The following is a 25,636-nucleotide window of genomic DNA, read 5'->3' on the forward strand; positions in this document are numbered from 1 at the left end:
CCATTCCTGTCTCGTGGAATATCCAGCTTAAGTTCGCCCAGTGTACTTTTCACAGTTTTAGGGTAGTGACCGTTTCGTTTGTTATCAGTATTGGCTTCGTTTTTCTGGTTTTTATCGTATCCAAGGGAAACATCCAGTTCCGCTTCCAAAAGTTCTTGAAGCAGGTCTTTAAAGCTCTCCTTGAGCAGAGCAGAAACGTTACCAACGCTTTTTAAGTCATTTTCTTTGATAATTTGTCGTAATACTTCTTTTTGAATTGCCATAATAAAGGCTCCTTCCTGATAAGATTCTATATCTGATTCTTACCAAGAAGAATCCATTTATTACCATAGACACAAACTTTATTACAGTCCCATTAACGTCATACAATACTCACTTAAAGTCAACAACTATGTTTATGTTAGCTACAAGCATTTGCCTATATTATGTAATGGTGTCCTATCTTATAAAAAAAACTTACGAGATATTTCACTTGTATCAGTTCATATACACGAGATCAAATTGTCGTCGACATAGTTTTTACAAAATCATTGTCTTGAATAATTTGAAATATTCCTTCCTATTATGTTCATTTAAATTTTGCATTGATGAAGTCTTTTTACTTTATTTCAGGCAAATTTATCTGTTTGATAATTTAAAACTGTATGTTTCTTATTTTTTAACTTTAACTACTTATGGACTGATTGCAATTTTATTTTGCTATGTAAAATTGAAAAGCAAAGTTACTATGTTTGTTCTATTTTTCTTGCTATCTATAACATTATGGCTTAACCAGTATTCATTCTATAGTAGTTCTCTGTTTGTACCAGTTGCAGTTAATCTTTCATACTCAACAATTATTTTTTTAAAGACAGCATTCATCATTGTCATAGTAATTCTTATTAAATGGTTAGATACAAGCTATGAATATATTGGAATAGAAAATATAAGGGAGCGGTAAAAATGATTCAACTTGTAAACATATCAAAAACAATTTCAAACAAAGAAGTGTTAAAAAATATTTCCTTGGAGTTAAGTGATGGAAAAATGTACTTGCTTAATGGGCATAACGGTTGTGGAAAATCTATGCTTTTACGCATGATTTGTGGATTAATAAAGCCAACTGATGGAAAATTGAACTGCAGTTTGGATTATTCTTATGGTGTCATAATTGAAACACCAGCCTTCATGGAAAATGAAACTGCAATGTATAACATGAAATATCTTGCAGCAATCAAAAATAAAATAAGCAAAGATGAAATTTATGAGGCATTAAAGCTTGTCAATTTGTATGATCAACGAAATAGCAAAGTAAAAACATATTCTCTTGGAATGAGACAGCGACTTGGTATTTGTCAAGCAATTATGGAAAATCCTGATGTGCTGTTATTAGATGAGCCTTTTAATGCACTTGATGAAGATAATTATAAAACGGTTTTTGATATTTAAAAAAAAGAGCGCGATAAAGGCAAGCTGATTGTCGTAGCTGCACATTCTGTTGAAGATTCCTATAAATCTGAATTTGATTGTATCCTTCATATGAAAAATGGAAAGATAATAAGTCATGAATAAAGGATAAAAAGAACCCCAGCTGATAGGAATCATAATGGAAACATCAGCTGGGGAAATCTCATTATAAAGCTATTCATTTAAATATGCTTCACATTCTTTTAAAACCTGCGTCATAGCAATTGTACCAGGTGCACCGATGGTATTTCGTTTTTCTACACAGTTTTTCATGCTGATAGCTTCGTAGATATCTTCTTCAAAGACAGGGCTGATTGCCTTGAATTCTTCCAGCTTCATGTCATCCAGAGATATATTCTTCTCAATACAGAAAAGTACAAGCCGTCCTACAATGCCATGGGCATCTCGGAAAGGAACTCCATGATTTACTAAGTAATCAGCGGCATCCGTAGCATTGGTAAAACCATTTTTAGCACTGGATTCCATTATTTCGTTGTTAAATTTCATAGATGCTAACATGCCAGTAAATAATACAATACAGCCTTTTACCGTATCAATTGCATCAAAAGTCAGTTCTTTGTCCTCCTGCATGTCTTTGTTGTAAGCAAGTGGAAGTCCTTTCATTGTAGTTAAAATGGAAATCAAAGCACCATATACACGGCCAGTCTTTCCACGGATTAATTCAGCAATATCCGGGTTCTTTTTCTGAGGCATGATACTGGAACCTGTGCTATAAGAATCATCTATGTCTACGAACTGGTATTCATTGGTATTCCAGATACAGATTTCTTCACAAAAACGGCTTAAATGCATCATAATGGTAGAACATGCACTTAAAAACTCAATTAAGTAATCACGGTCGGATACCGAATCCATACTGTTTAAAGTAGGTCCCGCAAATTCCAGTAAAGATGCAGTTAAGTTACGGTCTAGCGGATAAGTAGTTCCAGCTAATGCACCAGAACCTAAAGGACAGTAATTCATTCGCTGGAAAATATCATCCATACGGGAACGGTCACGCTTAAACATTTCAAAATAAGCTCCCATATGATGTGCCAATGTAATAGGCTGCGCTTTCTGAAGATGAGTAAAGCCAGGCATGAAAGTTTCTGTATTCTCTTTCATAATCTGATATAGTTCCTTTAACAGATCTTTCAGCAAAGCATTGATTTCTTTTACTTCGTCTCTGGTATAAAGCTTCATATCCAGAGCTACCTGATCGTTACGGCTTCTTCCAGTATGCAATTTTTTTCCTACATCACCAATACGCTCAATTAAATGTGCTTCTACAAAACTATGGATATCTTCATGTTCTCCATCTATAATAAGAGAGCCATTATCAATATCTTCTAAAATGCTTTGCAAGCCTTTAATAATGGTTTCTTTCTCTGAGTTATCTATAATATTCTGTGCAGCAAGCATGGTAACGTGAGCAATGCTGCCTTGTATATCCTGTTTATAAAATTTCTGGTCAAAACCGATGGATGCATTAAAATTATGTACAAGCTGATTAGTTTCTTTTGTAAAACGGCCGCCCCAAAGTTTCATAAAGTCTACCTCTTTTCTTTATATTGTTTATTTGTTGTCCTAAAATATCATACCCGTTTTTTAAAAATATTGCAATAAAGGATTGCAATATTATGTTGTAGAAAGAATAGGAAAGGACGTATAATGAAATCATATGTAATATAAAACCAACGAATGGGGATTGAACATGAGCAGATATTATGAACGATTAAAACCTTATATGGAAAAGGCAATGGCATTGCAGACAGCCTTAACACTATTTCAGTGGGATAATGAAACAGCTGCCCCAAAAGAGGCAGGAGAGTACACCTCACAAGTGATTGGAACATTGTCCGATGAATACTACAAAACATACATTAACGATGAGGTAAAATACCTGTTAGATAAACTGGCGGGAAAGAAAGAACAGGAAGCACTGTCAGAGCAGGAAAAGGCCATTGTTAAAGAAATACAAAGAATGGATCAGCAGCTGCGGCCAGTTCCAGCAGAAGAGTACAAGGCATTTTCTACGCTTACAGCTAAGTCCTCTAGCATCTGGGCAAAAGCAAAAGCAGATAATGACTATAAAAAATTTGCACCCGTATTAGAAGAAATGATTGAATACCAGAAACGTTTTGCCAGATACCGAAAGCATGGAAGACAGAAGTTATATGATATTTTATTAAATGATTTTGAACCTGGATTTAACATGGAACAGCTAGATATTTTCTTTGGAAAAATAAAGACAGAGCTGGTTCCGTTTATCCAGGAAGTGGAAAAGAAAATGGATAAGGTGGAAAAATCTTATGAATATGACAGATATCCAATAGAGAAGCAGAAGGAGTTCTGTAACTGGATTTCCTCCTATTTAGGATTTAATTTTAACCGAGGCATTCTATCGGAAAGTGCCCATCCATTTACAACGAATCTGCATAATCATGATGTACGTTATACCAATCATTATACAGAAGAAGGTATAGAAGATTCTATTTTTTCAGCAATTCACGAAACAGGCCATGCCTTGTATGAATTTGGTGTAAAAGATGAATACACTCTTACTCCTGTAGGAACTGGAACATCAATGGGCATGCATGAAAGCCAGTCCCGTTTTTTTGAAAATGTAATTGGAAAATCAGAGGAATTCTGGACACCTATATATAGCAGATTAGTGGATCTGTTTCCAGAACAATTGAAAAATACTTCTGTAAAAGACTTTATCAAGGGCGTTAATAAATCGAAACCTAGTCTGATTCGTACCCAGTCAGATGAGTTGACATACCCTCTGCACATTCTGGTACGATATGAAATAGAAAAAGAAATCATTGAGCATGGAGCCAATGTAAAATCCCTTCCCAAAATGTGGAACCAGAAATACAAAGAATATCTGGGTGTCGAGCCTGAAACAGATACAGAGGGAATTTTACAGGATGTACACTGGTCAACAGGTGACTTTGGGTATTTTCCATCTTATGCTCTTGGCAGTGCAGTAGCAGCTCAGATTTACTATTATATGAAAAGCGTCATGCCTTTGGAAGAATATTTAAAAGAAGGTAATTTACTGCCTATCCGGGAATTTTTAAAAGAAAAAGTACACCAGTATGGAAAATCAAAAACAACCAATGAAATTCTTAAGGAAATGACAGGAGAAGAATTTACTGCTGATTACTATATAAAATATTTAAAAGAAAAGTACCAGAAGATTTATAACCTTTAGAATAATTTGTTTTGTATCGTCTCATATTAGTATTGTCAGAATTGCAAATTCAAATAGAAAACTTCAATGAGAAAAGAGGATACAAAATGAACGAAACGTTACGAATCACAGCAGTTCATGGTAGAGAAATCTTAGATTCCAGAGGAAATCCAACAGTAGAAGCAGAAGTTGTGCTAGAAGATGGAAGCACAGGAATTGCAGCAGTGCCATCTGGTGCATCCACAGGTGCATTTGAGGCAGTAGAATTACGTGATGGCGATAAAAACCGCTATCTTGGTGCTGGTGTATCAAAAGCAGTACACAACGTAAATACAGCAATTGCAGATACTGTAATTGGAAGGAATGCCTTCAATCAAGTTGAAATTGACCGTGCCATGATGGAAGCAGATGGAACGGAGAATAAAGGCAGATTTGGTGCAAATGCTATCTTAGGAGTTTCTCTAGCAGTGGCAAAAGCAGCAGCAAATGCAGTTTGCTTGCCACTCTATCAATATATTGGTGGATGCAATGCAACCGTTCTTCCAGTACCAATGATGAACATTATAAATGGAGGCAAGCATGCAGATTCCAGTTTGAACATTCAGGAGTTTATGATTATGCCAGTTGGGGCATGCTGTTTTAAAGAATGTTTAGAACAAAGTACTACCGTATTCCATACTTTGAAAAAGTTATTGAAAGCAGATGGCTATGTAACAGCTGTTGGGGATGAAGGTGGATTCGCACCAAAATTCAATAGTGATGAACAGGCTTTGGAATACATTGTAAAAGCTATTGATGCTGCAGGTTACCGTCCAGGTGAAGACTTCTTGATTGCAATGGATGCAGCGGCAACGGAAATGTATGAAGAAGCAGCCAAAGCAGGAAGAAAAGGCGAATATCTATTCTGGAAGTCAGGTGAATATAAATCAGCAGATGGCATGATTGATTACTGGGAAGAGTTATGTTCTAAGTATCCAATTATTTCCTTAGAAGATGGTTTAGCAGAAGAAGACTGGGATGGATGGGCAAAATTAACTAGCCGTTTAGGAAAGAAGATCCAGTTAGTGGGTGATGACTTGTTTGTTACCAATACAAAAAGAATCGAAAAAGGTATGCAGCTGGATGTATCCAATTCTGTTTTAATTAAAGTGAATCAGATTGGTACGCTGACAGAGACCCTAGAAGCTATTGAAATGGCAAAGAATAATAAGTGGACAGCAATTGTATCCCACCGTTCTGGTGAAACGGAAGACGTAACCATTACGGATATTGCTGTTGCTATGAATGCTGGGCAGATTAAAACAGGTGCACCATCCCGAAGCGATCGTGTTGCAAAATATAACCAGCTGTTACGAATTGAAGAAGAACTTGGAAGTACAGCACGTTATCTAGGCAGGGATGCATTTAAAGTAAAATGTATGAAATAAAGAGGAAGTCCCCAAAAGGATAGGGACGGGATGTATACGAACGGGTGAGAAAGTCAGCTGTTAAAAGCAGTCCTCCCGTTCTGGCATCAAAGTGTCTTTTCTATCAAGAATCCCATAGTGTCAGAGCAAGAGGTATCGAAGACAGTTTGCTTTGCAATAAAGGTTTGATAATCAAAATATTTTTAAAAGTATTGCGATTGTAAAATTTATGGAGTATAATATGTACAATCACTATTACATAATTTTAAACACATTACATCCTTAAGAATTAGGAGGAGAAGTTTATGTTGGATAAGTATAACTTAGAAGCACAGCATAATAAAGGAAAACTGCATGCAATTGAGCGGATACTTTTTTTGCTAGATAAAGATTCATTTCATGAAATTGGTTCAGGAATAACCAATTACAGTCCAGAGGCGTTTCGGGGTAAAAAATTCCCATATGATGGTGTAATCACTGGATATGGAACAATAAACGGAAGATTAGTATATTTATATTCACAGGATTTTACTGTTTGCGGAGGAACACTTGGGTTGAAACATGGCCGAAAGATAGCACATGTGATAGAACTTGCCATTAAAAACAAGTGTCCTATTATAGGAATTAATGATTCTGGTGGAGCAAGAATACAGGAAGCGGTAAATGCTCTAGCAGGATATGGTGATATTTTTTATTATAATACAATGGCATCAGGTTACATACCACAGATATCGATTATTGCAGGGGCTTGTGCAGGGGGTGCTGTTTATTCCCCAGGCATTACAGATTTTGTATTTGTTATTGATAACATAAGCAAAATGTTTGTAACAGGACCTGATGTTGTCAGGAGCGTAACAGGACAGGTTTGTACAGCAGAAGAATTAGGTGGAGCACAGATTCATGCTACAAAGTCGGGAGTTGCACATTTTTATCATGAAACGGAAAAATCCTGTTTAACACAAGTTAGAGAACTTGTAACATTGCTGGATCAGAATGAGATTTATCCAGCTAAAAAAGAAGCCTCGGTGAAAAAAAGGTTTTCCAGAATAGATTCTATCCTGCCAGAAGAATCAAGAAAAATATATGATGTAAAAGAAGTTATTCAGGAACTGTTAGACAAGAACAGTTTTATGGAAATCCAGGCTGAATTTGCGAAAAATGTCGTTGTGGGATTAGGAAAACTAGGTGAAATTACCGTTGGTATTATTGCGAATCAGCCAAATTTTATGGGGGGAGTGCTTGACTGCAATTCAAGTGATAAAGTAGCCAGGTTAATTCGGTTCTGTGATTCACAGAATATCCCGATTATATCTCTTGTTGATGTACCTGGCTTTATGCCAGGAATTGAACAGGAACATATGGGAATTATCAGACATGGTGCAAAACTGCTTTATGCATATGCAGAAGCAACTGTTCCAAAATTAACGGTTATTTTAAGAAAATCCTATGGTGGTGCCTATATTGGAATGTGTTCTAAACATTTGAAAGCAGATTATGTGTATGCATGGCCAAATGCAGAAATTGCCGTTATGGGTGCAGAAGGTGCAGCAAAGATTATCTATAAGAGTGCTATGAAAGGAATGGAGCCTGAAGACAAAAAGGTATTCTATAACGAAAAAGTAGCAGAATATAATGCGAATTTCATGAATTCCAGAATTGCGGTAGAAGAAGGCTATGTAGACGAGATTCTGCTGCCTTCCGAGACAAGAGACCGTTTATATCAGGATTTATTTGCATTAAAGAATAAGCAGGAATTGACTGTGGTGAAAAAACATGGGAATATTCCACTTTAGTTCATGATTTTATGTAAAAAACAGCTGTCAGTGTGATGCCTGACAGCTGTTTTACATTGGAATTATATAAAATGACTGTTGCCTCAGCCATTTGCCTGCTGCTTCAAATAACTGCCTGTTGTCTTGGCAGATATTTTTTCATTTAGAAAGTTTTGGCTTTTACTGTATTTCAGCTTGCATCTGAGCTATTCTCTCTTTTACAGAATCATCTTGTGTCTGAATTAAGTAAGGCTGGCTTGCATCATAGTGAAAGGCATAATATTTTATTACATTACCACTTACTAGCTTGATTTTATCTTCCGTAATTAAATCAGAATCCTTTTTATATTCTTGGTTGTCATACATTGTAATCGTATCCTCTAAGCTTTTGTCATATTTTTGATGTGTCATCCATTCCATTAACTGGTTCAAATACTCACCTTCTTTACAATCCTTACTATATATTTTCATTATACAAGAAAAAAAAATCATAATCAATAGAAAACTATTTTGAAGCTCGCTTTTGCAATTCAACGATGAAGATAGGCATTATGGAGAGTATCATGACAATAATCCATTGCATTGGCAGAAGAGGTATTACGTTGAAAATTCTAGCTAACGAAGGTATGCTGATGACTGATATCTGTAAAATGGTGCAGATAATAAAACTCATAACCAGACGATTGTTAGAGAGTAAACCTATTTTGAAGATGGAATGTTCGCTTCTTACGTTAAAGGAGTGGAAGAGCTGTGACAGACTCAGTACCCCAAAGCACATAGTTCTGCCAAGAAGCAGGCTGCTTTCAGGTAGAACCTGGCATCCAAGTACGTAGGCTAGTAATGCTAAAGAACCGATCATTAAGCCCTGGATTATGATGTTGAGCCATAAACCATCAGCGAATATGCCTTTGTCAGGTGGAACAGGTGGGCGCTTCATGATATCTTTGCCAACTGGATCTACCCCAAGGGAGACTGCAGGCAAAGAATCTGTTACTAAGTTTACCCACAGAAGCTGGACTGCAACAAGGGGGGTAGGAAGTTTAAATAAAATGGCTACAAAGATAGTCATAATTTCCCCAATATTACTGGACAAAAGAAAATGAATTGCCTTTTTTATGTTTTCGTAGATTCCACGTCCTTCGCTTACGGCAGATACAATGGTTGCAAAATTATCATCTTCAAGAATCATATCAGCAGCATTTTTGGCAACGTCTGTTCCTGTAATTCCCATAGCACAGCCAATATCTGCACTCTTTAAAGCGGGAGCATCATTCACTCCATCTCCTGTCATAGCAACAATATTTCCATTTTGCTGAAATGCTTTTACAAGGCGTACTTTGTGTTCAGGCGATACTCTGGCAAATACACCGTACTGGTTCACTTTTTGGCATAGTTCATGACTGGATAATTTATCAATTGCTTCACCAGATAGAGCTTCACAATCCTTAGTGATGATGTCCAGTGCTTTTCCAATGGCGCAGGCAGTCTGAATATGGTCTCCTGTAATCATGACAGGCTTGATGCCAGCACTTTTGCACGTTAAAACTGCATTACGTACTTCTGGCCTAGGTGGATCCATCATTCCAATAAGGCCTGCAAATACAAGCTCTTGCTCTAGTTCCTTTTTTAGTATCGTTTCATCTGCATTGGCATTTAACTCAGTAATTGGTTTAAATCCAACAGCAATCACACGTAGTGCCTGACGGGTTAATGTCTGGTTTTGATTGAGGATCTGGCTTATATGTTTTTTGGTTAAATTTATAATTGTACCATTATGATATACCTTGTTACAGTAGCGCAGAAGTACATCAGGTGCTCCTTTTGTAATGCTTATGTAAGTGAAATTATTGGGTAATCCTATGTAGCTTAATTCCTGCTGGTACTGATGGACCGTTGTCATCATTTTGCGGTTTGAATCAAAAGGAATTTCACAGACTCTTTTCTGTAACAGATCCAGTTTGGTTTTATCAATAGACTGTTTATAAGCAGCTAGTGCTAAAGCTGTCTCCGTCGGTTCACCAATAGCAGTAATATTTTTTTTATGTATCTGCAGTTTTGCATCGTTACACTGTGCTGCAAGAGACAAAAGGGCAGCACCGAAAGAAGAGTTTAAAGATTCTTCTTTCTGATAACTGGTAATGTTAGTTACTGTCATTTTATTCTGTGTTAAGGTTCCTGTTTTGTCAGAACAGATTACAGTTGCACTTCCTAAAGTTTCTACGGCTGGCAGCCTGCGGATTACCGCCTGTTTCTTTGCCATCCTCTGCACACCTAGTGATAACATAATGGTTACAATAGCAGGAAGTCCTTCAGGAATAGCAGCTACAGCAAGGGAAACGCTGGTCATAAACATATCAAATGGTGGCCTTCCCTGAATAGTACCTAATATAAAGATGACAATACAGATAAGTAAAGCGGCGATACCAAGTATTTTACCTGTCTGTGCCAGCCGTTTTTGTAAAGGTGTCTGGGGAATGTCATCGTCCATAATCATTTGTGCAATATGACCGACCTCTGTATTCATTCCTGTTTCGGTTACAACAGCTTTGGCACGGCCGTATGTAACAATCCCAGTGGCGAAGGCTAAGTTTAATCTGTCTCCTACGATTGTGTCAGGGTTGAGGGAAATAAGTGCATTTTTTTCAACAGGATGAGATTCACCTGTTAAAGAAGACTCATCTACTTTTAGATTAATGCTGTCTAACAGACGGACATCGGAAGGAACATAGTTCCCTGTTTCCAAAAAAACAATATCGCCAGGGACAAGTTCTCTTGAAGGTATGGTTATTTCTTTTTTATCACGAAGTACCTGAGCTGTGGGAGCCGACATTTTCTTTAGAGCTTCTAAGGATTTTTCTGCTTTTGCTTCCTGAATGACGCCCATTACTGCATTTAAAATGATAATAGCAAAAATGATAATGGGGTCTACCAGATCGGGTTTTCCTTCTAAATAAGAAACAAAAAAGGAAATGAATGCAGCAATGATTAAAATAATAATCATAAAATCTTTAAATTGCTCAAAGAAACGGGAGACAATACTCTTTTTTTTCTTTGCTTGAATTTCATTATAACCATATTGTCTGGTGCGTTTTCCGGCTTCTCTTTGGCTTAATCCATTCTGGCTGCTGGTCTGAAGCCGTTTTAGTGTTTCCTCTGTTCCAAGACAGTGCCAGAGAATAGGAGGATTCTTGCTGGTTTGAAAAGCTGGAGTGTGGTTGGTTTGTAACATAGTAAACACTCTTTCTTGTGATTGCTTTAGAACAATATATGTACTAGGAAGGAACATTTATAACAGACAAGGCAAAATAATTAAGGAAAAAGTAATACACATTTTGAAGGGAATAAGTTATAATTAGGGTGTCTCGTCTGGAGGTGAAACTATGGAGAGGATTTATACAGTCTGCCTAGTTGCGGGAGTTACGATTCCCCTGCTTTCTCTTATACTTGGAGGCATATTTGATGTATTTGAGGGAATACTAGATGGAATCTTTAGTCTAGTAGATGTTGGGATTGGAATGGATGTCAGCATAGGCATATGTGGAATTGATTTTTGTATTTTGCCATTTTCTTTGCAGTGCCTAAGTGCAGGTGCAGTTGTATTTGGCGGGATTGGATTAATTATTTATAATGGAACAAATCTGATTCTGGCCAATGTGATTGCAGGTGGGGCTGGTTATGTGATAGCTGTTCTTTTTCAGACATTAATTCATAAACTGAAAAAGATAGAAAATACCACCTATGCCAAAGAAGATCTGATTCTTTTTGATGCAAAAGTAATTAACAGTATTGTAAAAGGAGGATATGGTTCTGTCAGTATTACTACTTATGATGGCATTACGACAAAATACCCAGCCAAGGCAATGGATAAAACTGCTTACATAAAACAGGACACGATTGTGCAAATAGACCATTTTGAAAACAATATTGCTTATGTAAGAGTGAAAGCCTCAGAAGATAGTGGAAAGTTTTTGTAAAAAACAAAGAAATAAGAGGGTAGAAATGTAAAAGGAGGAGTTTATGGAACAATTAAAGATTGCAGCAGTTGTAGCAGGAGCCATTGTGCTGGTACTTATAGTGATTCTTTCTATGTGGAAAAAGGTTCCTCAGGATAAGGCTGCTGTTGTTACAGGTACAAGAAAGAGGATTATTACTGGTGGCGGTGGACTGGTTATTCCAGTATTTGAACGCATTGACTACATCTCTTTAGGCAATATCCAGATCGATGTAGCAACAGAAGAAAGCATGTCTTCTCAAGGTGTTCCACTTGCAGTAATTGGTACAGCTGTTATTAAAGTAAAAAATGAATATAATTCCATTTTCAATGCGATAGAGCAGTTTACAGGCCGAAACGAACAGCAGATTGAAAGCAGTATTAGAAATACAGCTACAAATGTTCTGGAAGGCAAATTACGTGAAATTGTTTCTACTATGACGGTAGAAGAAATTTACCGGGACAGAGAAACATTTTCCTCTAAGGTTCAGGAAGTGGTTGGTACTGAGCTTATGGAAATGGGTTTGGAAGTTAAAGTGTTTACGATTAAAGATATTAATGACAGCAATGGCTATATTCAAGCATTAGGTGTGAAACAGATTGCAGACAAAAAGAAAGATGCTGAAATTGCCAAAGCGGAAGCAAGCCGTGAGACTCAGATTGAAACATCTAAAGCAAGAAGAGCTGGTGAACAGGCCAGACTGCAGGCAGAAACTGAAATCGCAGAGGCTGCTAAATTAAAAGCTGTCCAGGAAGCTGCTTACATGCAGGAACAGCAGGCTGCTAAAGCAAAAGCAGATGCTGCTTACGATATTCAGAAAAATATTACTTATAAAGAAGTGGTTACAGCGGAAATGGATGCAGAGCTGTTAAAACAGGAAAGACAAAAGGATATTGAAGCTGCTCAGGTACAGATTCAGATTGCTAAGGAGCAGAAAAATATCGAACTTGCCCAGAAACAGGCAGAACGTAAAAAAGAAAGCTTACGTGCAGAAGTTGTAGAACCAGCTATGGCGGACAAAGAAAAGCAGCAGACAATTGCCGATGCCGCTAAGTACCGTAAGATTGCCGAAGCAGAAGCGGAAGCAGAAGCTCAGAAAAAATATGCACAGGCACAGGCACAAGCACAGAAAATCAAAGCAGAAGCAGAAGCAGAAGCCATTAAAAAGACAGGTGAAGCGGAGGCTGATGTTATCGGGCAAAAAGGTATTGCAGAAGCGGAAGCAATCCGTGCAAAAGGTATTGCGGAAGCGGAAGCTATGGAGAAAAAGGCAGAAGCTTACCAGAAGTACACAGGTGCTGCTGTTGCAGAAATGCTTATTAATATATTGCCTGATGTTGCGGGAAAAATTGCACAGCCATTATCACAGATTGATAAGATTATTATTATGGATGGTGGAAGTGGAGATGGAAATGGCGTATCTAATGTGGCAGGAAATGTAACAGGTGTTATGACACAGGTATTTGAATCCATGAAAGAAGTAACAGGAATTGATTTGGGAGATATCGTAAAAGCAAAAGGCTATGATGCCCAGGTTACAAAAAATGTGAATATTACCACCAGTGGAACGCCAATTGTCTCAAAGGGAGATAAACAGGCAATGTCAGCTAGTGCAGATGCACAGGGATAAAATTAGAAAGATGTGTGGTGCCTGGCATAGTAGCTGGTAGACTTCAAAAAGAGGGAAAAATACGATATGATTGCTATAATGACCTAAAGAAAAAGTATATTTTATATAGTTGATTGTGGAAAAACAACAAAGCTGGTATAAACTGTGGAAAAAATGCAAATCCCAGTTATATGCCAGCTGTTTTATGTTTAAACACGGTAATTTTTATTCGTCTGGGGTTAATTCGTTTTTCCATTTTGTCAGTTTTTCTTGAGTCATTTCAATTGTCTGTTTGCAAATATCTGGAAGCTCACCACCCCAAGCTTTTTCCGCTTCTTTAAAGCCTTTTTCCAAAGCTGAAATCATATCATCTGCTTTGGAAGGATCTCCACCGGTAAGTGCCTTTGCAAACGCTACAAAACGATCGGAAGTTTTTGCGACTCCCCAGTAACCATCTTCTGCAACATCTTGTTTAGCCTGTTCCACAGTGGCAGGATCTATTTCTGCTTTGCCGTCTTTTATCGCTTGAAACAAATCCTTTAAGGTATTGTAAGCGGTTCCTTGTTTGGATAATGTTTTTTCTACTAAAGAAATCAGCTGCTGTCTGCGTTCAAGGGCCTCCTGTTTTAAACGCTCCACAATTGCAATATCTTTTTTGTAAATCTGTTTTGAACTGTTGGATGGTTTTGGAGCTGATTTTACAAATTCATCTTGAGCAGGAGCAGATTTGACATCATCATTTTCAGCTGTATTCTTTTTGCTGGTTTCATAATTGACAGAACTAGTATAATTGGTTTCTGTCTGAATTCCTATTACACTCATCCTCATTCCTCCTTGAATTTATATTCCAGTTTATGCCTATATTAGTAGTATCGGCACGGAGAAGAGAGGCGTTTACAAACATCATAAGAAATTGTGAATTATGTATAGTTTTTTTTTCGATTTCGGAGGTGGTAAATAAGATAACTTCCAAGACTCACGATTACTGTGATTATGAAAATGTGTTTGTATTTGCCGTAATAATAGGTTACTTGCTCCCAGTTATTTCCTAGCGTATATCCTAATCCTATGAGCAGGGCATTCCATACGGATATTCCAGCAAAAGATGCAATGCAAAAAGAACTGTATTTTAAGTTTAGAGCACCAGCTACAAAAGCAACGTATGTACGGCAAAGGGGGATGACTCTTGAAATGCAGACAAAACTAGTTCCTTGTTTTTGAAACTTTTCATAGCATTTTTCAAAAGATGCCTGAGACTTAGGAAACTTTTTCTGAATTTTTAATAGAATAAGCGTGCCGCCTTTTTGTCCAATAAAGAAACAGATGCTGGTTCCGATTAAACCTGCGGCAATACTGGCAAGGAGAATAAAGGGGTAGTGGATGCCAGAAGATGCCGCAACAGCGCCAGAAAAAGGAAGTACAATTTCGCTGGATACAGGAAAACAGGCATATTCAATAAGAATGAGAAAGAACATAGCAAACAAGCCATATTCATAAATAAGATTTATAAAGAAATCCATAGATACTCCAAAGAAATAAGGTTTTGTAATATATATGGGAAACATGGAGATTTCATTCCATAAAAAGAAAGTTAGCTACTTTTTTCATAAGAAAAGCAATAAAAAGAATAGGTTCTCATAAGAAAATGATATATAATAACATATGAAATATTTGGTTATGGAAATGATAGATGTTATTCCATAACAGAAAGGGGGTTATAATGGCAAAGGCAAACGTTTATATTTCATCCTTTGAAAGGGTGGAGAAAAAGTACATGATGACAAAGGAGCAGTTTGAATCTTTCTTGCAGAGAACGGAAGATAAAATTACTTTGGATGAGTACGGACTACATACCATTTGCAATATTTATTATGATACAGATACTTATGATTTGATTCGTTATTCTATTAGCAAGCCTAAGTATAAAGAAAAGCTAAGGCTTAGAAGCTACGGAATTCCATCGAAGGAATCTGCTGTATTTGTGGAACTGAAAAAGAAATGGAATGGTGTTGTATTTAAGCGAAGAACTTCTATGTCGTTAGAAGAAGCAAAGAATTATCTTGATTACGGTGTGCGACCAGATAAAGAGAGTCAGATTGTAAGGGAAATTGATTATTTTTTAGAATACTATAATCCACTTCCAAAACTGTTTTTAGCCTATGACAGGTTAGCTTTTTTTAGTAATGAAGATGCACAAGTGAGAATTACCGTGGATCAGAATATCAGAAGCCGTACTACAGACTTGGATCTTAGTTTGGGGGACTATGGAGAAAAGCTGCTGGAAGAAGGGGACTATCTGATGGAAATAAAAGTTCCAGGCGTATTTCCGTTATGGCTGGCAAATATATTGTCAGAACTTAAAATTTATCCAGTTTCCTTTTCAAAGTATGGAAATATTTACAAGAAATCATTATTAGCAAGGGGAGTGTAGAACTATGTTTACAAGTATTCTAACAAAAGACGTAATTGGAATTCAGCAGGCACTGATATGCATGCTGGTATCGATCGTTTTAGGAATGGTGATATCCATTATTTACATGTACACAGGTATATGTTCAAAAAATTTTGCAATCACATTAACATTGCTTCCAGTATTAGTACAGATGGTAATTATGCTGGTAAATGGCAACCTTGGAACAGGTGTTGCCATTTTAGGTGCATTTGGATTAGTACGTTTTCGTTCCATACCAGGAAGCTCAAAAGAAATTCTTGGCGTATTTTTCGCAATGGCAGTAGGTTTAGCGACAGGAACAGGTTTAATTGCATTTGCTGCACTATGCACAGTAATAATTGGTTTTGTATTTTTTGCATTAAACAAAACTTCATTTGGGGAAACAAGAGTTCAGGAAAGAGATTTAAAGATTACAATTCCAGAAAATCTGGAGTATGCAGGATTATTCGATGAGATTTTTGCTACATACACAACAAAACATTATCTGGAATCTGTAAAGACAACAAATCTTGGAAGCATGTTTGAACTTCGATATAAAATTACTATGAAAAATAAAGCTGATGAGAAGAAGATGATTGATGAAATTCGAGTGCGTAATGGGAATCTGACTATTATGTGTGGCAGACAGGCTACACAAAAGGATGTTTTGTAATACGTAATAATTTTTCAGATTTCTATTGACACAAACTTGTTCCAGAATGTATACTTTTACTAACCGATGACGCGGAAGAAAAGGCTTTATATGCGCCTACAGAGAGTTCCAGATGCTGAGAATGGAATGGAGATGCAGATTGTCAAATGGGCCGCTGAGGAGAATGATATAGAATAGTGCGTGGTTATCCATGAATCAAGGTGGCACCGCGGGTGAAGAACTCGTCCTTGGCAGTTAAGTCTGTCATGGGCGGTTTTTGTTTTTTTCACAAAGTTACATAAGACAGCATACATCAAATGTTTATCTTGAACAGCATTAAGACATAATAACAAGAGAATCGTACCTGACAGACACAATTACAACACATGGAGGTATGATTATGATTATTAATGACGCAGTAAAAAAATTAACAGAGAAGCAGGATTTATCCCCAGAGATGGCAGAGCAGGTTATGGAATCCATTATGAGTGGAGAGGCAAACGATGTAATGAAAGCAGCTTATTTAACAGCTTTAGAAATGAAAGGGGAAACCATTGATGAAATTTGCGCATCTGCAATTGGTATGCGCAAGTTCTCTAAAAAACTGAATCATAGTGGAGATGTTTTTGAAATTGTAGGAACTGGTGGAGACTGTTCCAATTCCTTTAATATATCTACAACGGCATCTCTAGTCATTGCATCAGCAGGCATTAAGGTAGCGAAACACGGAAACCGTGCGGCATCCAGTAAAAGTGGTGCAGCAGATGTATTAGAAGCATTAGGTGTCAATATTATGCTTGAACCTGAAAAAATGGAAAAAGTATTAGAAGAGACAGGCATTGCTTTTATGCATGCACAAGTGTATCATCAGGCAATGAAAAATGTAGGACCTATCCGTAAAGAACTTGGAATTAAAACTGTATTTAATATATTAGGACCACTTACTTCACCAGCATGTGCAGAAGTACAGGTGATGGGAGTATATAAACAGGAATTAGTAGAACCGATGGCAAGAGTTCTTGCTAAATTAGGTGTAAAGAAAGCACTGGTTGTACATGGCATGGATGGTTTAGATGAGATTTCCTTAAGTGCTCCAACCAAAGCCTGTGAATACCGGAATGGAGAGTTTACATCTTATACAATTGAGCCAGATAAACTTGGGTTTACTATGTGTACTAAGGAGGATATTGTAGGTGGAACTCCAGAAGAAAATGCACAGATCACCAGGGATATTTTAAATGGCGAAGAAGGTGCGAAAGCTGATATTGTGGTACTTAATGCAGCTGCAGGTTTGTATTTGGCAAAGGATGGAATTCCTTTAGAAGAAGCAATTAAAGAGGTAAAGGAATTAATTAAGAGCGGTAAGGCATTAGAAAAGCTCAATCAGTTTGTGGCAGCAACAAATGCATAAGGGTACATAAAAATATATGAAGCATTGGAAAAAGCAGGTACTATTTTAGGTATCTGCTTTTTATTGACAAGAGAGAAAAAGACAGCTACTATAGTAATATAATAATGAATAATTATGCAAAACAATACGCTATGGAGATGAAACTATGAAGAAGAAAGTATTTATTGACGGAAGTTCAGGTACTACAGGACTTCGTATTTTTGAGAGATTTCGTGTACGAGATGACGTTGAACTAATAGAAATTGATGAGGCAGTCAGGAAAGACCCGCAAGTGAAGAAAAAACTTATGAATGAAGCAGATATTGTATTCTTATGTCTGCCTGATGATGCAGCAAGAGAATCTGTTGCATTAATAGACAATGAAAATGTGATTGTGCTAGATACTTCTACAGCCCATAGAACCAGTCCAGACTGGACATACGGTATTCCTGAATTAAATGCAGGACAGAGAGAGAAAATCAGAAATGCCAAGAGAATTGCAGTACCAGGCTGTTATGCAACAGGATTCATTTCCATGTGCAATCCTCTTGTAGCGGGCGGTATTATGCCAGCAGATTACCCAGTAGTTACATATGCAGTTTCCGGTTACTCAGGTGCAGGTAAAAAAGCCATTGCACAATATGAGGCGGCAGAACGGGAAACAGAATTAGATGCACCTAGAGTCTATGCTTTGACTCAGCAGCATAAACATTTAAATGAAATGCAGAAAATTACAGGATTAGAGAATAAACCGATTTTTACACCTATGGTTTGTGATTATTATAGTGGAATGGTAGTTTGCCTGCCTTTATATAGCAAAATGCTAAGTGGAAACCAGACACCAGAAAGCATTCATACATATTTGTCAGATTACTATAAAGACCAGCAGTTTATTCGTGTCATGCCATTTGGAAAAGAAGCAGACACCAATGGTTTTTTAAGTGGTAATTCCCGCAGCGGATGGGATGGTCTTGACATTTATGTAACAGGTAATGAAGATAGAATCCAGATTACCGCTTGTTTTGATAATCTGGGCAAAGGGGCTTCTGGTGCAGCCATTCAGTGTATGAATATTGTGCTAGGCTGTGAGGAAGCGAAAGGACTGAATTTATAAAAATTGTATTTTGTAAAAGGAGGCAGTAATCTTTGAATATTCGAGAAGCATTAGTAGAAATGAAGGCGCAGAGTCCAGTTCTTGGAGCAACGCCAGTTGAAAAAAGAAATAAAGCATTATCCTGTATTATAGAAGAATTAAAGGCAGACAGTGCCGAGATATTTAAGGCAAATAAAAAGGATCTGGAAGAGGCTCATAAAGCAAATCTTGCAGATTCCATTATTCAGAGATTAAAATTTAATGAGAAAAAATTAGAAGGACTTGTGGCAGGATTAGCGGATCTTATCCAGTTGCCGGATCCATTATTTAAAACTACATTGGCAAGGCAGCTTGACGAAGGTCTTAATATGTACAGAAAAACCTGTCCTATCGGAGTGATCGGAATTATTTTCGAGGCACGTCCAGATGCTTTGGTTCAGATTTCCTCCCTTTGTATTAAGAGTGGTAACTGTGCCGTGTTAAAAGGCGGAAGCGAGACTTTTAATACAAACCGTGTATTGTTCCAGTCCATTCAGAAAGCGCTTGTAAAGGCTGGAATTTCGGAACATGTGTTATTTCAGGCAGAGGAAAGAACGGAAATCTCTGAACTTCTAAAATACGATGAATATGTAGATCTGATTATTCCTCGTGGCTCTAATGCATTTGTCCGTTATATTATGGATAATACTAAGATTCCTGTATTGGGCCATGCAGATGGAAAATGTCATATTTATGTAGACACATCAGCTGATTTTGAAAAAGCCTTAAAAATAATCGTAGATTCCAAGACACAATATGTATCGGTATGTAATGCGGTGGAAGCTTTATTAGTAAATCGCACTATTGCCAAAGAATTTTTACCTTTACTTGCTAAGGTACTTGCAGACAATCATGTTACTGTGAAAGGAAATAAGGAAGTGTCTGATTACATCAATTGTGATGTGGTAGAAGATGCGGAATTAGTAAAAGAATATCTGGACTACATCGTGTCTGTCCGCATTGTAGAAGATGAGGCAGAAGCCATTCAGTATATTAATAAAAATGGTTCTCATCATACAGACTGTATCATTGCAGAAGATAAGGAAGCAGTTGCACAGTTTATGAGACTTGTTGACTCGGCAGGAGTTTACAACAACTGTTCAACAAGATTTGCAGATGGTTACCGTTATGGATTTGGTGCTGAAGTTGGTGTCAGTACAGTAAAGATTCACGCAAGAGGTCCTGTTGGATTAGAGGGTATGGTTACTTATAAGTATGAAATATATGGAGATGGCCATATTGTGGATGATTATGCGAGCGGCAAGAAGGAATTTCATTTTAAGGAACTGGATTAACCTCTACGTTAGGAAACAAGGGCAAATGTCAGGTTATTTAAATGGCATGAAATGATAATGCTGAAAATAAACTGAAATAGCCCTTTGTTTTTATGCTTGCAAATGTTTATAGAAGGTGAATTGCATCTATGAATGCGGGGAAGGACGATAAAATACTAGTTAATAATGTCTTTCATTATGTTCTTTACAGTATTTTGTTTTATCAAAGAAGTTGTTATTATATTATTTTTAGACATAAGGATATTAATGTATGCTCCTGATTCTAAAATACTTTTTTCCTGATAAGTAATTTCAATATTATCAAAGGTAACTTCATTATTTTCATTAATATACACTATCTTTGGATCTTTTAATGTGGTTATTTTTAAATTATCTGGTACTTTAGTAAGTGCGATATTCTTACCAAAGTAAGTACATACTTCTTTATAAGACCATTCCGTTTCTTTATCATCTGGTAATTTTTGGCCTATCATTCATTTTGATATTCACAAGTTCTTCATTACAATAATTTTTGAAATTTTTCATATACATTTCTCTCCTTCATTTCTTTTTTTAATAATTCTCGAGCTTTTACAAGTCTGCTTCCCGCCGTTGATTGACCTATATGTAGTATTTTGCTTATCTCTCGGATTTTAAGTTCTTCATATGTTTCTTTATTAAAATCATTAGTTAAAATAACTCTTGTTTTCCAAGGTGATTTTAACTAATTTTTGCATTCATTAATATTTGCTGTCAAAACTATTATACTTCAAAATTATTTTTTGGGTAAATCTTATGTACGGCAAAAAAAGAAAAATAAAGCGGATAATCCAATAATTGGGGTTGTACTTTGTTCTGCATGGAAATGAACAGTTTTTGGCTTCAAAATAAAAATTATATCTTTCAACGGATGAGGTAAGATAAGAGTATAGATGATTGTTTAGGTATTAGCTATTTTTTGCTTGACAGATTCCCTGTAAAAGGTTACTGTATTATTCAGAGAATTTTATAATGAACCTGTTATGATTAGAAGTAGTAGAAGCTGTCCTCAGTCACAGAGAGTTATCGTCTGGTGGAAGATAACCTGAGAAGCTTTGAACTCGTCTATGAACACTAAAGCTGAACTTAAGTAAGCTTTGGCGGGAATTCCCGTTATAGAATATTAAGTGCAGGACAAGTCCTGAATGAGAGTGGTACCGCGTGAGGTTTTGCCTTTCGTCTCTTGAGAATACATATTAAGAGACGGAAGGTTTTTTATTTGATAGGAAAGTCCTCTGCAAGTCTTTCCCTATCAAATAAAAAGTGCCCTTAAAAAGAAGGGCACAGGATGCACACAGGCAGGCAAGGAAGTTAGTCGCTAAAAAACAGCGACACCTGCCTGGCGCAGCAAAGTCTGAGTCCCATCAAGACAACTTTAGCTGCGAGGACCTGAGGAATGCAGACTTTGTTCTGTTAATTAATAATAAAAGAAGGATGGAGAAAACAATGAATCACAATATGGAAAAGAAATACAATCCAAAAGTCATTGAAAAGAAATGGCAGGAATACTGGGCTGAACATGAAACATTCAAAACAGATGTATGGGATTTCAGTAAGCCAAAATACTATGTACTGGATATGTTCCCTTACCCATCAGGTGTAGGGTTGCATGCAGGACATCCAGAAGGATATACTGCAACCGATATCGTTTCCCGTATGAAACGTATGCAAGGATACAACGTGCTTCATCCAATGGGCTATGATTCCTTTGGTTTACCAGCAGAACAGTATGCTGTCAACACAGGAAATCACCCAAATGGCTTTACACAGGAAAACATCAAAACATTTTCCAAACAGCTTATGGAACTTGGCTTTGACTATGACTGGACCAAAATGATCGCTACAAGTGATCCAAGTTTTTATAAATGGACACAGTGGATTTTCAAACAGCTCTATTTAGATGGATATGCAAAATATGTAGACATGCCAGTAAACTGGTGTGAAGAACTTGGAACCGTTCTTTCCAATGATGAAGTGATTGATGGAAAATCTGAACGTGGTGGTTTCCCAGTAGTTCGCAAGAATATGAAACAATGGGTTATCAACCAGCCAGCATTTGCAGAAAAATTACTAGAAGGGTTAGAGGAAATTGACTGGCCAGAATCTACTAAGGAAATGCAAAGACACTGGATTGGAAAATCCGAAGGTGTAGAAGTAGAGTTTGATATCGTTGGGGGTGGAAAATTCTCCATCTTCACAACATGTATCGAAACCATTTATGGGATTACGTTTATGGTACTTGCTCCAGAAGGAGATTTAGTAAAAGAATTAATGCCAAGAATTGAAAATAAAGAAGAAGTACAGGCCTATATTGAGGAAACCTTAAAGAAAAATGATATGGACCGTACTCAGCTTAATAAAACAAAATCTGGATGCTGCTTAAAAGGGGTGTATGCAATTAACCCTGTAAATGGAAAAGAGGTACCTTTATTTATTGGGGATTTCGTATTAGCTAGTTATGGAACTGGTGCTGTAATGGCAGTTCCTACACATGATCAGAGAGACTTTGAATACGCACAGGTTCACAACATTCCTATGATTCAGGTAATTGAAGGGGCAGATGTTACAGAAAAAGCGTTTGAAAAAGGCGACTACCTTGGAAAAGGCTGCAAGTTAATGAATTCGGAAGAATTTACAGGCATGACAGTAGAAGAAGCAAAACCTGCTATTACCGATAAACTAGTGAAAATGGGAGTTGCTAAGAAAACAGTCAACTATCATTTCCGTGAATGGATTTTCGCCAGACAAAGATACTGGGGAGAACCAGTTCCCGTTGTATATATGGAAAATGACGAAATCCATGTGCTTGATGACGAAGAATTACCATTAATTTTACCAGATCTGGAAGATTACAAAGGCAAAAATGGTCAGGCACCACTTGAAAATGCTACCCAGTGGAAACAATATGACAACAATGGAATCAAAGGAAAACGTGAGACCTCTACCATGCCAGGCAGTGCAGGTTCAAGCTGGTATTACATGCGTTATATCGATCCAGACAATGATAAAGAATTTGCGAATCAGGAATTGTTAAAACACTGGTTACCAGTTGACTTATATATCGGAGGGCCGGAACATGCAGTAGGCCACCTTATGTATTCCAGAATCTGGAACCGTTATTTATATGATAAAGGCTTATCACCAGTAAAAGAGCCATTTAAGAAATTAGTCCATCAGGGCATGATTCTTGGTTCTAACGGAATCAAGATGGGAAAACGTTTCCCTGAATTCGTTGTAAATCCAAGTGATATTGTAAGGGATTTCGGTGCAGATACGCTTAGGCTTTATGAAATGTTCATGGGACCTTTAGAGGTGTCAAAACCTTGGAGCCAGCAAGGGGTAGAAGGTGCTAGAAAGTTCTTAAACCGTGTATGGACATTCTTTACGAATGATGAAAATATCGTAGAAGATAAGGATGATACGTTAACAAAAGTATATCATCAGACGGTAAAGAAAGTTACAAGCGACTTTGAACAATTAGGATTTAACACTGCAATCAGCCAGCTGATGATTTTTGTCAATGCATGTTATAAAGCAGGCAAGTGTCCAAAAGAGTATGCAGAAGGATTTGTAAAAATGATTTCCTGTATTACACCGCACATAGGAGAAGAAATGTGGAGTATTCTTGGACATGATGATACAATCGCATTTGAGCCATGGCCAGTATTTGATGAAGAAGCAATCAAAGAAGATACCGTTGAAATCGGTGTTCAGGTAAATGGAAAAGTCAAAGGCAAAGTAGAAATTGCTGTGGATGAAGAAAGCGGTTCTGCAATTGCTAAGGCCAAGGAAGTGCCAGGAGTTAAGAATGCAATTGATGGCAAGAATATTGTAAAAGAGATTTATGTAAAAGGTAAGATTATTAATATTGTTGTGAAATAAATAATAGCGTTTGCGGATAAAACTGCCAGTCTGGAATGTATAGACGTTCTAATCTGGCAGTTTTTATTGCTTTGGTTTTGCAGAGATTAGACAAAATATATATAATATGTTAAACTGGTTCAGTGAAAATACTATTAGGGAGAATGAAAAAATGGAGCGTTTAAAGAACACAAATTTAATGAAAAAAATGTATACTGGGCTATTACTAGCTGTGATGGTGCTGCAGGTCAGTCTTGGTGGAGTACCTGTCATCAGCACAACAACACTACAGGCTGAAACAACAGTATATATTACACGTACAGGAAGCAAATATCATACCCACAAGTGCGGAAATGGTACCTATTTTCCTGCATCTTTATCAGAAGCAAAATCTTACGGATTAACGCCGTGCAAAAAGTGTTTTCCAAATGGAGGGCCAAGCAGCAGTTCATCTGGTAAATCAAAGCCTGCGTCAACAGGAGCAGCATCACATCGGGTGGTGAAAGAACACATAGTAATCAATAAAACGCAAAAGACTTTGCTGACAGGGGAACATTTTCAATTAAAAGCAAGTGGAACTTCAAAGTCAGTGGCTTGGTCCAGCAATAATAGAAATGTTGCAAAAGTAACTTCTAAGGGAAAAGTCATTGCAGCAGGGAAAGGGAGAACCACAATAACTGCAAAAGCAGGTGGAACCCAAAAGACTTGTAAGATAATAGTGGAATCGCCTGTCTTAAGTGAAAAAAGTGTTGTATTAGAGCCTAACCAGTCACAGACAATTAAATTACAGGGATGTTCGTTTCCTGTCAGGTGGAAGTCATCCGATAATTCTGTCGTTTGTGTGAAAAATGGAAAATTGACTGCAAAATCCGTTGGAACTGCAAGAGTTACGGCCATAGTACATAATAAGGAATATATCTGCAAAGTCAGTGTGAGAAAACCACAAATAAAATGGATTGAATTGGAAGCAGAGGAAATAGAACTTAGTTTGGATGAAAGCTGTTCGCTGAGCTTTGTAACAGAACCATATAATGCGGGAGACTATTATGATATAAAATGCGTCACTAGTAATGCAAATGTGGTAACAGCACAAGCTGATGGACATAATGCAATTTATATTGAGGCTCAGGGAAAAGAAGGAAGCGCCACTGTCCAGGTAATAATGGGAAATAAGAGGACAAAATGCAAAGTATATACGAAGAAAGAGAATTAGACAGTTAGCCTTTTATCTGGAAGCAGATAAAAGAAAAGTCAGATGATGCATCTGGCTGTTTATCTTAGATAAAAAATAATCCAGTCCTGTTCAGCTCAACAGGTCTGGATTTTGTCCATTCTGGACAGAATAAAATCTGAGGCTGCCATTAGTGGATGACGGAACCTTTTTGGCATAGAAAAGATTTTGTTACAACGGTAGTGATCTGACATAAAGGAGG

20 protein-coding genes and 1 other annotated feature are annotated in these 25,636 nt (G+C 37.1%); of the genes, 13 read left to right on the top strand and 7 right to left on the bottom strand.

Features of this window, described 5'->3' with window-relative positions; translation table 11 throughout:
• Positions 1 to 263: transposase (locus tag BMY85_RS13105; protein ID WP_177180793.1), on the bottom strand; the 263-nt coding region annotated here is incomplete at its 3' end.
• A 679-nt stretch (positions 264 to 942) separates the two neighbouring features.
• On the opposite strand from BMY85_RS13105, the gene BMY85_RS13110 reads away from it, so the two are divergent.
• Positions 943 to 1,428 carry an ATP-binding cassette domain-containing protein gene (locus BMY85_RS13110; protein WP_092478723.1) on the top strand — a complete coding sequence of 162 codons (486 nt, stop codon included), beginning with the start codon at positions 943 to 945 and terminating at the stop codon, positions 1,426 to 1,428.
• Positions 1,429 to 1,620: 192 nt separating this feature from the next.
• On the opposite strand, the gene argH is transcribed toward BMY85_RS13110, so the two are convergent.
• The gene (argH, locus tag BMY85_RS13115) at positions 1,621 to 2,994 is read right to left on the bottom strand and encodes an argininosuccinate lyase (RefSeq protein WP_092478724.1); all 1,374 of its coding nucleotides are present in this window, start codon (positions 2,992 to 2,994) and stop codon (positions 1,621 to 1,623) included.
• A gap of 166 nt (positions 2,995 to 3,160) precedes the next feature.
• On the opposite strand from argH, the gene BMY85_RS13120 reads away from it, so the two are divergent.
• The 3 genes from BMY85_RS13120 (at position 3,161) to BMY85_RS13130 (ending at position 7,844) form a co-directional block, all read left to right on the top strand.
• Positions 3,161 to 4,666, top strand: a complete 1,506-nt coding sequence (locus tag BMY85_RS13120) for a carboxypeptidase M32 (protein ID WP_092478725.1) — start codon at positions 3,161 to 3,163, stop codon at positions 4,664 to 4,666.
• A gap of 86 nt (positions 4,667 to 4,752) precedes the next feature.
• Positions 4,753 to 6,072, top strand: coding sequence for a phosphopyruvate hydratase (eno, locus tag BMY85_RS13125; protein ID WP_092478726.1), 1,320 nt, complete (start codon positions 4,753 to 4,755; stop codon positions 6,070 to 6,072).
• A gap of 284 nt (positions 6,073 to 6,356) precedes the next feature.
• The gene (locus BMY85_RS13130) at positions 6,357 to 7,844 is read left to right on the top strand and encodes an acyl-CoA carboxylase subunit beta (protein WP_092478727.1); all 1,488 of its coding nucleotides are present in this window, start codon (positions 6,357 to 6,359) and stop codon (positions 7,842 to 7,844) included.
• 159 nt (positions 7,845 to 8,003) lie between these two features.
• Here the strand turns inward: BMY85_RS13130 and BMY85_RS13135 are convergent, their stop codons facing one another.
• The gene (locus tag BMY85_RS13135) at positions 8,004 to 8,255 is read right to left on the bottom strand and encodes a hypothetical protein (protein WP_092478728.1); all 252 of its coding nucleotides are present in this window, start codon (positions 8,253 to 8,255) and stop codon (positions 8,004 to 8,006) included.
• A gap of 73 nt (positions 8,256 to 8,328) precedes the next feature.
• Positions 8,329 to 11,052, bottom strand: a complete 2,724-nt coding sequence (locus tag BMY85_RS13140) for a calcium-translocating P-type ATPase, PMCA-type (protein WP_092478729.1) — start codon at positions 11,050 to 11,052, stop codon at positions 8,329 to 8,331.
• A 151-nt stretch (positions 11,053 to 11,203) separates the two neighbouring features.
• Here BMY85_RS13140 and BMY85_RS13145 point away from each other — a divergent pair, with 151 nt between their 5' ends.
• Positions 11,204 to 11,797, top strand: a complete 594-nt coding sequence (locus tag BMY85_RS13145; protein ID WP_092478730.1) for a hypothetical protein — start codon at positions 11,204 to 11,206, stop codon at positions 11,795 to 11,797.
• Positions 11,798 to 11,840: 43 nt separating this feature from the next.
• On the top strand, positions 11,841 to 13,445 hold the full coding sequence (locus BMY85_RS13150; protein WP_092478731.1) for a flotillin family protein: 1,605 nt from the start codon (positions 11,841 to 11,843) through the stop codon (positions 13,443 to 13,445).
• A gap of 204 nt (positions 13,446 to 13,649) precedes the next feature.
• Here BMY85_RS13150 and BMY85_RS13155 read toward each other — a convergent pair whose 3' ends face one another.
• Both BMY85_RS13155 and BMY85_RS13160 read right to left on the bottom strand, forming a co-directional pair.
• On the bottom strand, positions 13,650 to 14,246 hold the full coding sequence (locus BMY85_RS13155) for a hypothetical protein (protein WP_092478732.1): 597 nt from the start codon (positions 14,244 to 14,246) through the stop codon (positions 13,650 to 13,652).
• Positions 14,247 to 14,344: 98 nt separating this feature from the next.
• The gene (locus BMY85_RS13160; protein WP_177180794.1) at positions 14,345 to 14,944 is read right to left on the bottom strand and encodes a DedA family protein; all 600 of its coding nucleotides are present in this window, start codon (positions 14,942 to 14,944) and stop codon (positions 14,345 to 14,347) included.
• Positions 14,945 to 15,144: 200 nt separating this feature from the next.
• Between BMY85_RS13160 and BMY85_RS13165 the strand changes: the two genes are divergently transcribed.
• The 5 genes from BMY85_RS13165 (at position 15,145) to BMY85_RS13185 (ending at position 20,324) form a co-directional block, all read left to right on the top strand.
• On the top strand, positions 15,145 to 15,855 hold the full coding sequence (locus tag BMY85_RS13165; protein ID WP_092478734.1) for a polyphosphate polymerase domain-containing protein: 711 nt from the start codon (positions 15,145 to 15,147) through the stop codon (positions 15,853 to 15,855).
• A 4-nt stretch (positions 15,856 to 15,859) separates the two neighbouring features.
• Entirely contained in the window at positions 15,860 to 16,528 is a 669-nt protein-coding gene (locus BMY85_RS13170; protein WP_092478735.1) for a DUF4956 domain-containing protein, read from the top strand.
• A gap of 382 nt (positions 16,529 to 16,910) precedes the next feature.
• Entirely contained in the window at positions 16,911 to 17,918 is a 1,008-nt protein-coding gene (gene trpD / locus BMY85_RS13175; RefSeq protein WP_092478748.1) for an anthranilate phosphoribosyltransferase, read from the top strand.
• A gap of 145 nt (positions 17,919 to 18,063) precedes the next feature.
• Complete coding sequence (argC, locus tag BMY85_RS13180) at positions 18,064 to 19,011, top strand: N-acetyl-gamma-glutamyl-phosphate reductase (protein WP_092478736.1); 948 nt, start codon at positions 18,064 to 18,066, stop codon at positions 19,009 to 19,011.
• Positions 19,012 to 19,043: 32 nt separating this feature from the next.
• On the top strand, positions 19,044 to 20,324 hold the full coding sequence (locus BMY85_RS13185) for a glutamate-5-semialdehyde dehydrogenase (RefSeq protein WP_092478737.1): 1,281 nt from the start codon (positions 19,044 to 19,046) through the stop codon (positions 20,322 to 20,324).
• 155 nt (positions 20,325 to 20,479) lie between these two features.
• Here the strand turns inward: BMY85_RS13185 and BMY85_RS13190 are convergent, their stop codons facing one another.
• Positions 20,480 to 20,797 carry a hypothetical protein gene (locus tag BMY85_RS13190; RefSeq protein ID WP_092478738.1) on the bottom strand — a complete coding sequence of 106 codons (318 nt, stop codon included), beginning with the start codon at positions 20,795 to 20,797 and terminating at the stop codon, positions 20,480 to 20,482.
• A 519-nt stretch (positions 20,798 to 21,316) separates the two neighbouring features.
• Positions 21,317 to 21,529: a binding site (T-box leader), on the top strand.
• Positions 21,530 to 21,788: 259 nt separating this feature from the next.
• Between BMY85_RS13190 and leuS the strand changes: the two genes are divergently transcribed.
• Together leuS and BMY85_RS13200 are read left to right on the top strand one after the other, a co-directional pair.
• On the top strand, positions 21,789 to 24,224 hold the full coding sequence (gene leuS, locus BMY85_RS13195) for a leucine--tRNA ligase (protein ID WP_330387304.1): 2,436 nt from the start codon (positions 21,789 to 21,791) through the stop codon (positions 24,222 to 24,224).
• Positions 24,225 to 24,375: 151 nt separating this feature from the next.
• Positions 24,376 to 25,416: an Ig-like domain-containing protein gene (locus tag BMY85_RS13200; RefSeq protein ID WP_092478739.1), complete on the top strand. Its 1,041-nt coding sequence runs from the start codon at positions 24,376 to 24,378 to the stop codon at positions 25,414 to 25,416.
• Positions 25,417 to 25,636: the final 220 nt, after the last annotated feature.

Origin of the sequence: [Clostridium] polysaccharolyticum (genome assembly GCF_900111595.1) — a bacterium.
GTDB classification, from domain to species: domain Bacteria; phylum Bacillota; class Clostridia; order Lachnospirales; family Lachnospiraceae; genus Clostridium_AI; species Clostridium_AI polysaccharolyticum.